The organism is Streptosporangium sp. 'caverna', assembly GCF_003203775.1.
In the GTDB taxonomy this organism is placed as follows: Bacteria; Actinomycetota; Actinomycetes; order Streptosporangiales; family Streptosporangiaceae; genus Streptosporangium; species Streptosporangium subroseum.
Genome location: NZ_CP029711.1, coordinates 11,139,992 through 11,154,904 on the forward strand (window position 1 = coordinate 11,139,992; position 14,913 = coordinate 11,154,904).

15 protein-coding genes are annotated in these 14,913 nt (G+C 69.8%); 3 read left to right on the forward strand and 12 right to left on the reverse strand.

Annotated elements, in window-relative coordinates; all coding sequences use genetic code 11:
- Positions 1-72 precede the first annotated feature (72 nt).
- Positions 73-1,530, forward strand: a complete 1,458-nt coding sequence (locus tag DKM19_RS48280) for an MDR family MFS transporter (protein WP_239513998.1) — start codon at positions 73-75, stop codon at positions 1,528-1,530.
- A gap of 184 nt (positions 1,531-1,714) precedes the next feature.
- Positions 1,715-2,359: a Ku protein gene (locus tag DKM19_RS48285; RefSeq protein WP_110705250.1), complete on the forward strand. Its 645-nt coding sequence runs from the start codon at positions 1,715-1,717 to the stop codon at positions 2,357-2,359.
- 53 nt (positions 2,360-2,412) lie between these two features.
- Here the strand turns inward: DKM19_RS48285 and DKM19_RS48290 are convergent, their stop codons facing one another.
- The 9 genes from DKM19_RS48290 to DKM19_RS48330 all read right to left on the reverse strand — a co-directional run bounded on the left by DKM19_RS48290 (position 2,413) and on the right by DKM19_RS48330 (position 12,183).
- Positions 2,413-4,845, reverse strand: a complete 2,433-nt coding sequence (locus DKM19_RS48290; protein ID WP_110705251.1) for an AAA family ATPase — start codon at positions 4,843-4,845, stop codon at positions 2,413-2,415.
- Between the two features lie 17 nt (positions 4,846-4,862).
- Positions 4,863-6,053: an exonuclease subunit SbcD gene (locus tag DKM19_RS48295; RefSeq protein WP_110705252.1), complete on the reverse strand. Its 1,191-nt coding sequence runs from the start codon at positions 6,051-6,053 to the stop codon at positions 4,863-4,865.
- Positions 6,050-7,024: a hypothetical protein gene (locus tag DKM19_RS48300; RefSeq protein WP_110705253.1), complete on the reverse strand. Its 975-nt coding sequence runs from the start codon at positions 7,022-7,024 to the stop codon at positions 6,050-6,052. The genes DKM19_RS48295 and DKM19_RS48300 overlap by 4 nt, the downstream gene beginning before the upstream one ends.
- A 231-nt stretch (positions 7,025-7,255) precedes the next feature.
- Positions 7,256-8,272, reverse strand: a complete 1,017-nt coding sequence (recA, locus tag DKM19_RS48305) for a recombinase RecA (protein WP_110705254.1) — start codon at positions 8,270-8,272, stop codon at positions 7,256-7,258.
- A 59-nt stretch (positions 8,273-8,331) separates the two neighbouring features.
- The gene (locus DKM19_RS48310) at positions 8,332-8,793 is read right to left on the reverse strand and encodes a single-stranded DNA-binding protein (protein WP_110705255.1); all 462 of its coding nucleotides are present in this window, start codon (positions 8,791-8,793) and stop codon (positions 8,332-8,334) included.
- Entirely contained in the window at positions 8,783-9,325 is a 543-nt protein-coding gene (locus DKM19_RS48315; protein WP_110705256.1) for a hypothetical protein, read from the reverse strand. The genes DKM19_RS48310 and DKM19_RS48315 overlap by 11 nt, the downstream gene beginning before the upstream one ends.
- Entirely contained in the window at positions 9,322-10,281 is a 960-nt protein-coding gene (locus tag DKM19_RS48320) for an ATP-binding protein (RefSeq protein ID WP_110705257.1), read from the reverse strand. Before DKM19_RS48320 ends, DKM19_RS48315 begins: the two co-directional genes overlap by 4 nt.
- Positions 10,282-10,632: 351 nt before the next feature.
- The gene (locus tag DKM19_RS48325) at positions 10,633-11,616 is read right to left on the reverse strand and encodes a RecB family exonuclease (RefSeq protein ID WP_110705258.1); all 984 of its coding nucleotides are present in this window, start codon (positions 11,614-11,616) and stop codon (positions 10,633-10,635) included.
- Between the two features lie 156 nt (positions 11,617-11,772).
- Positions 11,773-12,183: a RidA family protein gene (locus DKM19_RS48330; protein WP_110705259.1), complete on the reverse strand. Its 411-nt coding sequence runs from the start codon at positions 12,181-12,183 to the stop codon at positions 11,773-11,775.
- A gap of 81 nt (positions 12,184-12,264) precedes the next feature.
- Between DKM19_RS48330 and DKM19_RS48335 the strand changes: the two genes are divergently transcribed.
- Entirely contained in the window at positions 12,265-12,639 is a 375-nt protein-coding gene (locus DKM19_RS48335; RefSeq protein WP_110705260.1) for a helix-turn-helix domain-containing protein, read from the forward strand.
- A 7-nt stretch (positions 12,640-12,646) separates the two neighbouring features.
- On the opposite strand, the gene DKM19_RS48340 is transcribed toward DKM19_RS48335, so the two are convergent.
- From DKM19_RS48340 to DKM19_RS48350, 3 genes are all read right to left on the reverse strand, one after another.
- Entirely contained in the window at positions 12,647-13,093 is a 447-nt protein-coding gene (locus tag DKM19_RS48340) for a hypothetical protein (RefSeq protein ID WP_162642352.1), read from the reverse strand.
- Between the two features lie 193 nt (positions 13,094-13,286).
- On the reverse strand, positions 13,287-13,649 hold the full coding sequence (locus tag DKM19_RS48345) for a nuclear transport factor 2 family protein (protein WP_110705262.1): 363 nt from the start codon (positions 13,647-13,649) through the stop codon (positions 13,287-13,289).
- A gap of 204 nt (positions 13,650-13,853) precedes the next feature.
- Entirely contained in the window at positions 13,854-14,882 is a 1,029-nt protein-coding gene (locus DKM19_RS48350; RefSeq protein ID WP_162642354.1) for a hypothetical protein, read from the reverse strand.
- Between the last annotated feature and the right edge of the window lie 31 nt (positions 14,883-14,913).

Below are 14,913 nucleotides of genomic sequence, written 5' to 3' on the forward strand. Positions count from 1 at the left end.
GCTTCTCGTGCGTCCCAAGGCTGGGATGCCAGTCATGATCACGTCATGTCCGACAACCCCGATTGAGGTGCCGTGTTAAGCCCGCAGCTCGACTCACCCGCCACGCCCGCGACCGCCGTTCCGGGTCGCACCCCGGCCGTGATCCGGCTGCTGGTGCTCGCCACATTCGTGGTCATCCTCAACGAGACGATCATGATCAACGCGATCCCCCGGCTGATGGGCGCGTTGCACATCACCGAGCAGACCGCACAGTGGCTCTCGACCGCCTTCATGCTGACCATGGCCGCCGTCATCCCGGTCACCGGATGGTTCCTGCAGCGGGTGTCCACCCGCAGCGCGTACACCACCGCGATGGGCCTGTTCCTGCTCGGCACGGCGTTGGCCGCCGTCGCGCCGTCGTTCGCGGTGTTGCTGGGCGCTCGCATCATCCAGGCGTCCGGGACGGCCGTGATGATGCCGCTGCTGATGACCACGCTGATGCAGGTGGTGCCCAAGGCTGAGCGCGGCCGGGTGATGGGCACCGTCACCCTGGCGATCTCGGTCGCGCCCGCCATGGGCCCGACGGTCTCGGGGGTGATCCTTCAATTCGGGTCCTGGCGGCTGCTGTTCGCCGTGGTGTTCCCCATCGCCGCCGTGATCGCATGGTTCGGCCTGAAGCAGCTCAAGAACGTCGGAGAGCCCGAGTTCAGCACCATCGACTGGTTGAGCGTGGTGACCGCGGCCGCGGGCTTCGGCGGCCTGGTCTACGGACTCAGCCGGTTCGAGGGCGGTGACGTCCGCGTCGCCGCCTCGATCGTGGCGGTCGGCCTGATCGCCATCGTCGTTTTTGTCGTCCGCCAGCTGGCGCTGCAGAAGCGCGGCGTGCCGCTGCTGGACCTGCGTACCCTGCGCTACCGCACCTACACGGTCGCGTTGATCCTGATGTCGGTGGCCTTCATGGCGATGCTCGGCTCGATGATCCTGCTGCCGCTGTACCTGCAGAACGTCCGCGAGCTCACCGCCCTGCAGGCCGGGCTCCTCGTGATGCCGGGCGGCCTCGCGATGGGGCTGCTCGGCCCGACCGTCGGCCGTCTGTTCGACCGGTTCGGCGGCAGGATTCTGGTCATCCCCGGCGCGATCGGGATCACGCTCGCGCTCACCGGCTTCACCCTGGTCACGATGACCATGCCGTTCTGGCAGCTCCTCGCTCTGCACGCGCTGCTGATGGTGAGTCTGGCCGCGACCTTCACCCCGGTGTTCACCCTCGGGCTCGGAGCGGTTCCACCGCCGCTCTACTCCCACGCCAGCTCGATCCTGAGCACGCTGCAACAGGTCTCCGCGGCCATCGGCACCGCGCTCGTGATCACCGTGATGAGCGCGCGAGCCGATGCCCTGAGATCCGAGGGAGCCACGGAGGCGCTCGCCAACCTCGACGGCATGCGGCTGGCCTTCATCATCGGCGCGGTGATGTCCGTGGCCGTGGTCGTCACCGCCCTGCTCCTGCCCGCCCGAGCTGACAACACCGGCGAGATCGAGGGGATGCACCACTAGAAGGCAGGTGATCCCGGAGAGCCTTTTCCGTGCCTGTACGGCGGTGGAACACAGCCGTGATCACCTTCCGGACGACAGCCCCGGCCGTTGAAGGCGTCCGTCGTCGAAAGCCCTCCGGAGGATCCCGGAGGGCTCCGCCGTCGGCGTTCCCCTCTGCGAGATAACCTGCTGAGAGGGGGAAAAAATGAAGGCTACCTGGAAAGGGACCCTTTCCTTCGGTGACATCGATATCCCCATAGCCCTCTACAAGGCCACCGAGAAACACGGTGATCTCGGTCCGCACCGGGTCCACGCCGAGGACGGCTCACCGGTGCGCCACAAGCGGTGGCGCGAGGAAGAGGACGGGGAGACCGAGGACCGGGAAGCGGCGAAAGGCCACCGGCACTCCGTCAGCCGGAAGATCGTCCTGAACGACAAGAGCATGGCGAGCCCGCCTCCACCGGACAGGAAGCGGGTCGACGTGCTGGCCTCCGTCGACGAGGGCGGCGTCGACCCGATGCTGTTCGGGCAGGCCTACTACGTCGGAGGAACGGACCCGATCGCCGATCAGTGGTACGTCCTGTTCCGGGACGCGCTGAGGGAGTCCGGACGAGTCGCCGTCACCAGGGTCACCCTCGGTGCCCGCGAATCCCTGGCGGTGCTCCGTGTCCATGACGACCTCCTCGTCCTGCAGACCATGAGCCGGCCCGGAGAGGTCCGCCGCCCGACCGGCATCGCCCCCAGGAGCGACATCACCGTGGGGCCGGAGGAGCTGAAGATGGCCATGCACCTCATGGACATCCTCTCCGTGGGCTTCGACCTGGACGAGGTCCACGACGACCGCCGGTAGGCCCTCCAGACAAGTCGTCGCGCCCGTCTGGAGGCATGCGGCGGCGCTCCGGGTCACGGGGGCTCTCGCCGTACCGAGGATGTTCGCTGGTCCCGGTGGACGGTGAAGCGGGTCGGCACCCGTTCGGCCAGGGCGCTGCTGTGCGTGACGATACCGACCATCTGGTCCTTGCGGACCGCGAGTTCCTCCAGCGTGACGGCGACCGTCTCGAGTGTCGTCTCGTCCAGCGTGCCGAACCCCTCATCAAGGAAGATCGATTCCAGTCGTACGGCGCCGGCCGCGGCCATGGTCGGCAGCTGCGCCGAGAGCGCCAGGGCGAGGGCGAGGCTGGCCTGGAAGGTCTCGCCGCCGGACAGCGTCTTGACCGGCCGTCGGCTGTCCGCGTCGGCGTGGTCGACGACAAGGAAGTTTCCGTCGTCGTGGATCAGCTCGAACTGCCCGCCGGACAGCTCGGCGAGCGTCTCGGAGGCGTCCGTGACGAGGACGTCGAGGGCCGTTGCGACAAGCCAGCGGGGAAACCCGTCCGCGCGCAGGAGGTGGCCGAGCGTCTTCGCCACCTGGTGTTTCCGCTCCGCGTCCTGCCGCCGCACGTCGAGTTTCGCGGCCTGCTCCCGTCGTTCGACGAGACGCCGCATCTCCTGCCGAGCTCCCTCCAGCGCCGCCGCGACCGCCGGCTCGGCCGTCTCGGTGAGCGGCCGTTCCGTGTCGAGGTTCACCTCGTGAGCGGCGAGCACGTCGGCGAGCCGGTCCTCGGCGGCGGCGAGCCTGCCGCGGGCGCTCGCCAGCCTTTCCTGCGCGTCGGACAGCGCCGTTCTGCGCGTGGCGGCGGCGTCGGCCGCCCAGGAGACGAGGGCCGTCCACGCCGCGATCAGGTCATCACGGTCCAGCGCCTGCGCCCCGAGCGCGACGAGCGGGTCACGAACGCGCTCAAGCGCCGACCAGGCCGCCCGCACCTCCCGGCGGACGCTCGCCGTGGCCTCCTCGGTGCCCGCCCTGGTGGCTCGCGCGCGCCGCAGCCTCGTGTCCGCCTCGTCCGCCGCCCTTTCCAACTGCTCTCGACGGGTGAGCGCAGCGGTCACCTGCTCCAGGGCGGGGGCGTCGGCTAGGGCGGAACGCAGGGCGGCGATCCGGCCGGTGAGCGCGTTCAGCTCGCCGGTGGCCTGCTGCTCGGTCCGGGACATCTCCGTCCACTCGTCGCGGAGCCGCTCCACGTCACGGTCGGCCCGGACCCGTGCCTGCTCGGCCGCTTCGAGGTCGGGCGCGACCAGCGGGCCGGGCACCGTGGTGACCCGCTGCTCACATACCGGGCATGCCGCGCCGTCTCGCAGATGCGGTCGCAGCGCTGCCGCGAGATGGAACCGCGCCGTGGCCTCCTCCGCCCGTCGCGCCCGCAGCGCGAGCCTCTCGGCCTCCTCCCTGACAGCGGTCACGTCGATGAGCGCCGTGGCATGGCGGCGCTGCAGCGCCTCCGTGGTGAGCAGCCTCCCCTCCGCTCCGTCAAGCTCCAGGTGGTCGCGGCGGGCCTGCTCAAGTGAGGCCCGGGGCGGTGCCGCCGCGAGGTGCTCACGGGCGGCCGTGTCGGCTGCCTCGGCCGCGGTGAGTTCCTCGTCGACCCGCTCGACGGCGGCCCTGATCTCGCGTTCGCGTTTCCCGAGCTCCTCGAGCCCGGCCGGCGCGGCAACCTCTCCCAGCCGATCTCGCTCCGCGATCAGGATCTCGCACGCTCTCCGCGCCTCGGTGACGGCCGCGCCATGTTTCACGAGTCCGGGCAGTGCCGTACGGACCCGCCTGGCGGCCTTCTCCAACGTGGCCACTCGGCCCTGGGCCACGTGCCGGGCACGTTCGGTCGCATCGCCGAACTCCTCGAGCTGCTGGGTGAGGAGTTCGGCGCGCTGCTTCTCGCCTTCGGCCTCCGCGTTCGCCGCCTGCGCGATCCGGGGGTAGATCTCCAGCCCCATCAGCTTGACGAAGATCTCCTGCCGCTTGGCCGGCTGCGCGTGCAGGAATTCGGCGAAGTCCCCCTGCGGCAGCACCACACAGGTGAGGAAGTGCTCGAACGACAGCCCGAACAGCTTCTCCACCGCGGGCGTGACCTCGGAATCGGAGGCGAGCACCTCGGTGACGTCGTCCGGCAGGCCGAGCGCGTCCGGGTCGGCGAGCCGTTCCAGCCGGGCGTTTTTCACCTGGACGCCGCCGCGGGCGGTGCGACGCAGCTCCCGGGCGGCGACGTAGCGGTGCCCGGCAAGGTCGAAGACGAGCCGTACGGTGCCCCGGTCGGTGGTCGGCGCGAGCGCGTTCGTGACCATGCGCCGGTTGTCCCAGCGCGGCGCCGATCCGTACAGGGCAAACGTGATCGCGTCGATGACGGTGGACTTGCCCGATCCGGTCGGGCCGACGAGCGCGAAGTAATCCACCTCGCGGAGGTCCACCGCGGCCGCCTCCCTGAACGAGGCGAAGCCGTTCATCTCCAGTAACACCGGCCTCATCGAGGGTCCTTTCGCCGTCAGGTGTTCCCGGTGGTGACCTGGTCGTGGAGCCTGGCGAACAGTGCTTCGACCCGTTCGTCGATCAGCTCCCGGGTGACGCAGTATTCGTGGAGCAGCTCGGCGGGGCCGCGTTCCACGCCGGCGGCCGTCCGCGCCGGCCGGGCGGTGTCCACTGGGTTCACCGGATCCACCGGCGCGGCGAACGCCGGGTCGATGCGCACTTCCAGCGCGTTGGGAAGCAGCCGCCGCACGTCCTGCTGCAGGCCCGCGCGCGACGGTTCACACAGCAGGACCCTCAGGTAGTCGTCGCCGAACTCCTCGGCGTGCCGGGCCAGCTCGTTCATGGCGCCCCGTACGGTGCGCAGCCGCCGTCCGGACCTGATCGGCACCTCGGCGGTGATGCGGGCGGGTGCGCCGACCTCCGCCTCGACGATGAGAACCACCGAGGGGTTGTCCTGCTCACCGAAATCGAGGGCGATCGGACTGCCGCAGTAGTGAACCGGACAGGGCGCGGGCAGCGACTGGCGACGGTGCAGGTGCCCGAGCGCGACGTAGTGCGCGTCGGGTGGGAAGGCGTCCTCCGGCACCCAGTAATCGACGATCGACTGGGCGGACCGCTCGCCCCCGCCGAGCTTTCCCCGGGCCGCCATCAGGTGCGCCGTCACCAGGTTGACCGCGTCATCGCGGAAGCCGGCCGTGAGCGCGGCGAGCAGGTCCCGCACCAGCAGGCCGTAGCCGGCCGCGGCCTCCCCGGGCGTCATGGTGACCAGCTGGGCGGCACGCACCGCGTGGCGCTGGGAGACGAACGGCAGCAGGGCGACGATGACCGGCTCCCCTGTCGAGCGCGCGGTGAACTCCACCACCCCGCCGTCGGCCGCACCGCGAACACCGCCGGCCAAGGTGATCCCCGTGCTCGCCATGAGCGGCCGGTAGGCGTCGAAGGTGGCGGCGTGGTCGTGATTGCCGGCGATCGCGATGACCTCGGCACCGGTGCGCCGGAGCGCGAGCAGCACCTGGACGACCAGCTGCTGGGCCTCTGCCGACGGGGCGGACGACTCGTACAGGTCGCCGGCGACGAGAACCGCGTCAACGCGGTGGTCCCGTGCCACCTGGACGATCTCGCGCAGGACCGCCCGCTGCTCATCAAGCCGGCTGTGGCCCTTGAGCACCTTGCCGACGTGCCAGTCGGACGTGTGCAGGAACCTCATCGCTCCTCGTCGGGCGAGATCTGCCCGTCGACCTCGGCTTCCGGCTCGGGCGGCATCAGCTCGTCGTACAGGGCCTGGTGTTCCTCGTCATCACTCGGGCAGATCGCCCGTCCGTCGGGCAGGCACATCCAGCGGTGCCGCAACACGTCGCGCACGGCCTCCTCCGGATTGTCGAACACCAGGATGCCGTCGCCGTCCTCGTCGTAGAGGTAGGCACAGACGTCGCAGACGACGGAGTGCATCTGGCGGGTGGGGAAACGTATCGGCCGATCCCTTTCCCTGTCCGGTCGGTAGCCGTGATCTTCCGGCACCCGGCGAGGTGCGGGGCTCTCGTCCACGCACCTCACCTGGCGCCCGTCGGTGGGCGGCATCCGGTGGAAGCCACGGGCGGGCCGGAAACCGTCGCCGCCGCACTCCGGGCAGGCGGCGAGGGCGAGCAGGTGCTCATGCAGGGTGCGGTAGTAGCGGGCAGATGTGAGCGCGTGGCGCTCTCCGCGAGGCTGCTCCGGCAGCGGCGGGTTTCCGGCCTGGACGACGAGGGACCGCAGCTCGTGGAACCAGCGCGGCACCGCCGGCGGCATCGTCTCCCAGTCGTTGTCCCACAGGGAGTGCAGACGGCAGATGTGCTGGCCACCGCAGGCGGCGTACAGGTGGGTCTCCGGGGGACCGCAGGCGAAGTACGTCCCCACCTCGTCGCGGATCTCCTTGATGAGCTTGACGTCGGGGTGGATGCGGTCGAGGAGGTAGGGGTAGCCGTCGGGGGCACACCGCGGCAGAGCGGGCCACACGTCGTCGACCATCCGCGGGACGTTGAGCACGGCGGTGAAGTCCATGTCGTTGTTGACGGCGTAGTAGTCGCGGCCGGCGTCGTCGGTGAGGCCGATGGAGATCAGGCCGCGTACGGTGGGGTCGGAGGGAAGGAATTCGCAGGAGAGGTAGACGCGGCGAATGGCCCGAGCGGTGTCGCTCATGTGATGCTCCTCGGCATCCGAGAACGCCGCTGAGGGTGCGGCGTATGCGGGTGTGACGGTCTTCCGGCCGTTCCTCCATCTCGATCCCGTCCGCCGGCCGGAAACACCCGGCTGTTCCGGAACGGCCGAGGCGATGCAAGCCGGTGCGGCGCCACGTGCCGTCGCCGTCGCAGATGGTCCATGGCGGACGGCCCGGTGCCGTCGGCCGCTCGACGGGCGATGGTCACCGGATCAGCATTCGGCCGGCGCGATGCTCAGGTCCGGCCCGATGCCCAGCTTCTCCTTGATCTTCTTCTCGATCTCGTCGGCGAGGTCGGGATGGTCCTTCAGGAAGGTGCGGGCGTTCTCCTTGCCCTGGCCGAGCTGGTCGCCCTCGTAGGTGTACCAGGCGCCGGACTTACGGACGAAGCCGTGATCGATGCCCACGTCGATCAGGCCCCCCTCGCGGGAGATGCCGACCCCGTAGAGGATGTCGAACTCGGCCATGCGGAAGGGCGGGGCGACCTTGTTCTTGGCCACCTTGACGCGGGTGCGGTTGCCGAACGCCTCGGTGCCGTTCCTGAGGGTCTCGATCCGGCGGACGTCCAGGCGCACCGCGGCGTAGAACTTCAGCGCCCGGCCGCCGGTGGTGGTCTCCGGGAACGGCGTGCCGATCTTCTCGCGGAGCTGGTTGACGAAGATCGCGGTGGTTCTCGAATGGTTCATCGCGCCGGTGATCTTCCGCAGCGCCTGGCTCATCAGCCTCGCCTGCAGGCCCACGTGGGCATCGCCCATCTCGCCCTCGATCTCCGCGCGCGGCACCAGGGCGGCGACGGAGTCGATGACGATGATGTCAACGCCGGCGGAGCGGATGAGGGTGTCGGCGATCTGCAGGGCCTGCTCGCCGTCGTCGGGCTGGCAGATCAGCAGGGCGTCGGTGTCCACGCCCAGCTGTCTGGCGTACTGGGTGTCCAGGCCGTACTCGGCGTCGATGAAGGCCACCGTGCCGCCGGCCCGCTGGGCGTTGGCCAGCGCGTGCAGGGCGATCGTGGTCTTGCCCGAGGACTCCGGGCCGTAGATCTCCACCACCCGCCCCCGGGGCAGCCCGCCGACGCCGAGGGCAAGGTCCAGGGCGATCGACCCGGTCGGGATCACCTCGGCCGGGGCCCTCGGTTCGTCGCCCAGGCGCATGATCGTGCCCTTGCCGAAGCGCTTTTCGATCTGAGCGAGGGTGAGTTCGAGGACCCCCTCGCGGTCCTGTTCTCTCATGGGTCCACCTTGGGCGGGATGCTGTGCGGGTCATTGCCCGTCGGGCTCCGGGCCTGGGATCAGAAGGGCTCCTCGCTCTCCTGGGTGCCTTCGTCGTGCTGGGCGAACAGGTCGCCCGCGGGTGATTTGGCGCCGGCGTGAGCAAGGACGCCCGTGCGCGGGGCCTTGTTGACGGGCGTGGTGGCGAACCGCAGCGAGGGGCCGATCTCGTCGACCTCACACTCGACCACGGTGCGGCGCTCGCCTTCCTTGGTCTCGTATGTTCGCTGGCGCAGTCGCCCCTGGGCGATGACGCGCGTGCCGCGCCGCAGGGACTGGGCGACGTGCTCCGCCTCCTGCCGCCAGACCGAGCAGCGCAGGAACAGCGTCTCGGCGTCCTTCCACTCCCCGGACTCCCGGTCGTAGACGCGGGGCGTGGACGCGACGGTGAAGTGCGCGACCGCGACTCCGCTGGGAATGAAGCGCAGCTCGGGGTCGTCGGTCAGGTTGCCGACGACGGTGATGACGATTTCACCGGCCATGAGCTTCCTTTCGTGCGACGGGTGATTCCTCACCCATGCCTGTGAGCAATTGGCGCAGGTCAAGCTGGCCGCTGCGCCAGGCCCGAGTGATCTCCTCCGGCCCGCCGGGCAGCGGCCGGAGGCTGAACGACCGCGGTGCGGAGGCCGACAACGCCGTCAGTCCCGGAATCACCTCGCCGGTGTGCGGGTCGGCGACCGAGTCGAGGGCGGCGAGGTGGGTGAGGAACTTCCGCTGCCAGCCGGGGCGCACCCGGACGAGCGTCTCCACCTCGCAAGGGTGGTTCGCGGCCACCCAGGCGGTGAAGGCGTCCTCGTCGGCGACCACGACCGCCGGCTGAGGATCGATGAGCGTGATGGTGGCGACGGGTGTCTCGTCCGGCAGGGTCACCCGGATCGACTTGAGGGCGAACTCGGCGCGGGCCGCGCGCAGCCCGTCGAGCACCGTGCGGCGCTCGGCCTCGTACGCGGCGTCCACGGTGTCGCGCAGCACCCGGAGCACGGCGACCCGGGTGGCGCTCTCCTTGAGGTTCACGCCGCCTCACCCTTTTTCTTCGGCTCGGTCCTCCTCTGCCCGGTCCCGGCCTCCGGCGTGACGTCCTGGACGGGCCGGTTCCGTGCCGCGGTGCCGTGGCGCACGATCAGCTCGCCGAGCGTCTGGGTCTCCCCGTCGCCGTCCAGGACGGCGGCGCCGAGCAGGTTGTGCCGGCGGGCCTGCTCGTACAGGGTGCGCAGATCGTCGGGGGTGGCGTCCGGGGCCGTGGCCGCCGTGACGTAATCGGGTACGGACCGGGCCGGCTTTCCGGCCTCGAGCCAGTTGAAGACGGCCTCGGCGAACTCCGGGCCCGGCTTGTGGAACACCACCCCGGACAGCGGCTTCGCCCGGGACTTGGAGATCACCAGGGTGTTCTCCTGGTCGAGGTCGCCGACGATGTCGAACTCGTACTCGATGCCCTCGCGCTGCTCGGGCTTGAGCCCGACCTTGCGCGGCACCTTGCGCCCGCGCTCGTCGGACTCGACGACGTACTCGGTCTTGGTACGCATGGTGACGATGAGGTGGCCGGGATAGGCGAGCAGAGCGTCGATCATCGCCCGCTCCTGGGGGCGGGCCTCCTTCCAGCCGGCGAAGCTGCCACCTCCCCCGGCGCGCTTGGCCGCGTCGTCGACCTGCTCCAGCATCCCGCCGGTGCCGGACCAGAAGTGGCTCAGCGAGTCGACGATCACGACGTCGTAGCCGTCGTGGGCGGCCACCGCGAGCACGTCGACGAGCGTGGTGGGCCGGAACACCGTGAGCGGGAGGGTGTCGAAGGCGAACTCGTCGGCGTACTTGGCGGCGCTGCCGTGCTCGGTGTCGACGAGGGCGATCCGCCCGCCGAGTCCGGTGGCGGTGACCAGAGCGGTGTAGGTCTTACCCGACCCGGTGGGCCCGATGAGTGCGATGCGGGCTTTGGCCCGTTCCTTGGTGGCGGTGGTGAAGGTGAAGTGGTTCACGCCGTGCCCCCTGGCGTTTCGGACGGCGGTTCGGGGTGGGCCTGGGGAGGGACGAAATACGATCCTTGCCCCGCAGGACGTGCACTCCAACGGCCGTCGCCTTGTTCGAATATTTATTCGAAATGTCTGAATCTCACGCTAGGCATAGATGGAGGGGGGAATCAACTCTTTTGCCGAAAGCTTGCCTGTTGGTTGTGGGACCCAGAACGAGTCGGTCCGTGCCCAGGTCGCGGCTGGTTCCAGCGTTGCGACAGGGGTCTGCCAGGTCCTGCCCAGGGGCGGCCTCCCACCGCGCGCCGGGCCGCGGCTGTTTCGCGGCGCCTCCCCGGCGAGCCGCTCGCGGGTGAGGGCTCAGCGGGCGTCGGTCGCGGATGAGCGCTTCGGGACTCGGCGGGCGCCGGTCGCCGGGCGCGGGTCGTCCCCCATGGACGGATCCACGACGGCCGGAGGCAGGGGCGGGGGAGTGCCGCCGAACTCCGGGCACAGCGCCCGATGGGGGCACCAGCCGCACAGCCGGCCCGGGCGTGGACGCCAGTCGGCCGTCTCCGCCGCCTGCATGATCGCGTCCCACAGTGCCAGCAGCTTCCGCTCCACAGCCCGCAGATCGCCCTCGGTCGGGTCGTACGTCAGCACGTCCCCGCTGCCGAGATAGACCAGCTGCAGGCGGCGCGGCATGCTGCCACGCAGCCGCCACAGCACCAGGGCGTAGAACTTCATCTGGAACAGCGCGTCCGCCGCGTATTCGGGGCGAGGGGCCTTGCCGGTCTTGTAGTCGACGATCCGCACCTCGCCGGTCGGTGCGACGTCCACCCGGTCGATGATCCCGCGCAGCTTCAGTCCGGAGTCCAGCGTCGTCTGGACGAACAGCTCCCGCTCCGCGGGCTCCAGCCGGGTCGGGTCCTCGAGCGTGAACCACTGCTCGACGAGCTGCTCCGTGCCCGCCAGCCAGCGTGCCAGCCGTTCCGGAGCGATCGCGCCGGCTTCGGCGGAGCCCTCCGTGCCGTCCTCCGCGGCGAACAGCTCCGCGAGCTCCGGTTTCGCCGCCAGCAGCCGCTCCCACTCGCCCGCCACCATGGAACGGGCGTGGGCGACGGTGCGCACCGGCGCCGGGTCGTCGAAGAGCCGCTCCAGCACCGTGTGGACGAGGGTGCCGCGGGTGGCCGCCTCGCTCGGCTTCTCCGGCAACCGGTCGATCACCCGGAACCGGTAGAGCAGCGGGCAGTTCATGAAGTCGGCAGCGCGCGACGGCGACAGCGACGACGGTGGCGCGGCGGCGGGTCGAGGTGTCGCGGGCGGGGCGACGGCTGGTGTGTCGTCGGTCTCCGACGAGTCCATGTTCCCGACTCTACGTCGTTTTCCGGGGGTGCCGAACCAGCCGGGGAGCGCTTTTCGCAGCGTGAGCGCGGCGGCGCGTCGCGTACGGCGCCGGGTGCCGGTCTCCGCCGACGGCCCCGCGTCCCGTCGGGACGCGGGGCCGTCGGCGCGCCTCGGTCAGTCGAGGACGGCGAACGCCTCGACCTCGACGAGCACGTCGGGTTCGAAGAGGTAGTCGATGCCGATGAGCGACAGGGGCGGCAACGGCCGCGGCATCCCGAGCTCGTCGGCGACACGTTCGATTCCCGCCATGAAGTCGTCCATTTTCTCGGGGCTCCATTGCGTGACGAAGAACCTGAGGCGTACGACATCGGAGAAGCTCGCCCCGGCGCCGGCCAGGCCGAGCGCGGTGTTGCGCAGGGACTGCGCGACCTGGCCGGTGAGGTCACCTGTCGCGATGGGGTTCGCCTCGGCGTCGCGCGCGATCTGGCCGGCCACGTGCACCTGGCGGGTGCCCGTGCCGATCGCGACATGGTGGTAGGGGACGGGCTGGAACATGCCCTCAGGGGTCAGCAGCTGCACGGTCATGGGATACCCATTCGCTCGTCAATTGGTAGGTATCCGATGTCTACCTGGTACACGAAGGGAACTTCAACGAGACTAGGTGTCATGCTGGAAACCACCGACAACGCATCCGACCGCCCTCAGATCACCGCGTCGCACCGCGAGCTGCTCGACCAGGTGCTCGACAAGTGGTCGCTGCAGGTGCTCGACGAGCTGTGCGAGCAGCCCTTGCGCTTCAACGAGCTCCGCCGAGCGATCCCCGTCGTGACGCAGAAGTCGCTCACGGCGGCGTTGCGGCGCCTCGAGCGCAACGGGATGGTCGAGCGTGTCATCACAAACTCGCGACCCATCGCCGTCGAATACCGCATCACGCCGCTCGGAAAGACGCTCCAGGAGCTCATCGACGCACTCCTGCACTGGACCACCGTCAACATGCCCGACGTCCGGCGCGCACGCGAGCAGTTCGACGACGAGGCATGACGGGGCGCTACCGGGTGCCTGGCTTCTTCGAGGCCGATACCACGGTCATCACGGAAAATCCCATCGCGGCGAAAGCCAGGATCACGGGGAGAAGCCCGAGGGTCTCCGTACCCCAGCCGAACGGCTCGGTTCCGTACAGGCCGGGCCTGACCGCCGACACGAAAGTCCCGGAAATCGAAAACAGTCCCGTCAGGGCGATGGAGAGCCGGAGCGACGAAGACACCATCATGCGCTTGCGCGGGTCATCGGGCGCTTCTCCCGGCGAGGGCCGGGGATACTCGTGCCTGCGCGCTCTGGCCAGTCCCCGCGCACCGGCTCCCAGGTAAGGCGCCGCGGCAAGGAAACCGACGACGATGAACGCCCAGTCAAGTATTTCGGGTGCGGTGCCCTCCGCCCAGAAGGTCATCGTGAGGACCTTGAGCGCCAATGCCAGCGCCATCAGGACGAGCGCCAACCTGGACCACGCCGGGATCTTGGACACGCGGTGATTATCGGACCGGCAGGCGCTCAGGAGAAGCCCCCGCGGCCCCGCCTGTTCGGTCCGGGCCGATGAGCGACAGTGGCCGTCCCGACGGGCGACTCACTCGCGGGTGTCCCCTATGAGAGATGGCAGGCGCCGTGCCCGTGAATGCGGTCCTGCCGGAGCCCTAGACCGTGTAGACGGGTGCGAGGTCGACGAATATGCGGTAGTCCGAGATCAGGCCGTCGTCGCGGGCGCGCCAGATCGATACGGCTACGACGCTGACGTCCTTGCCGTCGAGTCGCCGGTAGGTCACTTCGGTCTCGGCGATGACGTCGGCATCCACCTGCCAGTTTCTGACGATCCGGTGCCGCAGGCCGCCGATGGTGGAGAAGAACGCCCGTAACCCGGCGGTGATGGCCTCACGGCCCGCCATCGGCTCGGCATTGCCGAACACCAGCGTGGCATCCTCGGCCAGCAACCGCACGAACTCGTCGGGGTCGAACGAGTCGACTGCCTGGAAAACGCGTCGCACCACATCGTCGGCCATACCGACCCTTCCTCGCACGGTCGGGATCACTGGTGGGGACGATACGGGACGAAGAGCGGCGCGCAACTATCGCAAAGGTGGGGGTCTCGTCGCCGTAAGGCTCGCCGAAGATCTCCGAGCCCGGGGCGTGGACGATCCTTTTCCAGCCCGGGATGAGGTGCTCCGGACGTAGACGTTGCTCCGTGCCGGGTGAAATCCGTGCTCCTACCGTGTCGGGGTGAAGGACGAGACGACCAGCCAGACGGCGGTGACCGCGATCACGACCGCGACGGCGAGATTCCTCGCCTGCCCGCGGATCGGGTGCCGCGCCAGATGGACGGTTCCGGCCCGGGAGATCCGCTGGTGGGGGCTCCAGACGGCCGACGTGACGAGGACGGCCGCGAGAAGCAGGTGCCACCGTACCGAGTCGAGGAGAGATATCTGGAAGTCCTCGTCGTACCAGTGGACGTACGCCACGACGTCGAGGAGCGTGAAGAGGAGGAGAACCGCCGCGGCCGCGGTGCCGGTCGGCCGTTCCCATCGGGCGGGAGCCGCCACTCGGGCGGCTGCCGCCAACGCGACGAGAACGACCGGCAGGCCGATCATGTCGGCATCACCGGACCACCACGCGAGGTCGTTCCAGAACGACTCCGGAGCCTGGACGCCGGCGTAGACGACCGTGAGGGACCTGCCGGTCGTGAACGTGACCGGGAGGCGGTGGAATGCCGCCCACGCCGCGGCGCCGACGGCGCCTGCCCACAGGATGACCCCGTGCCATCTCAGGGGCAGCGGTCTCCGGGGCAGCGGTGACCGGGCCGTCAGGAGCAGCGCCCCCGCGGCCACCGAACAGCAGACGATCAAAGGCCAGGGCGGCGCGGCCACACGCTCCTGCCCGGTGCACGGGTCGAGGCCCGGCAGGAGAAACGCGATGAAGAGTCCGAACGCGAGCACGGCGCCGACCGCGGCGACCGCCGTGAGCGTGGCCCGGTGTGATCCGCGGAGGAGAAGACCGGCCACGATGACCGGCAGCAGGAGAAGGCCCCAGAACAGCAGCTCTCCCGGCACGCTCTCCAGCGCGTAAGGACCCCTCGGCGGGTAGAAGGTGGGGCTCGTCGCGGAACAGAACCAGCCGACGCTCTGCCTGCCGACTCCGAACGTCGTCAGGATCACCGGCCCCGACACCGCCAGAACCGCGCCGAAGCGCAGCACCGCCGCCCTCGGGGATCGCGCCTCTGATCCGGGCTCCTGTGTCACGGCGCCCTCCCGGAAACGATCAACTTGAGCG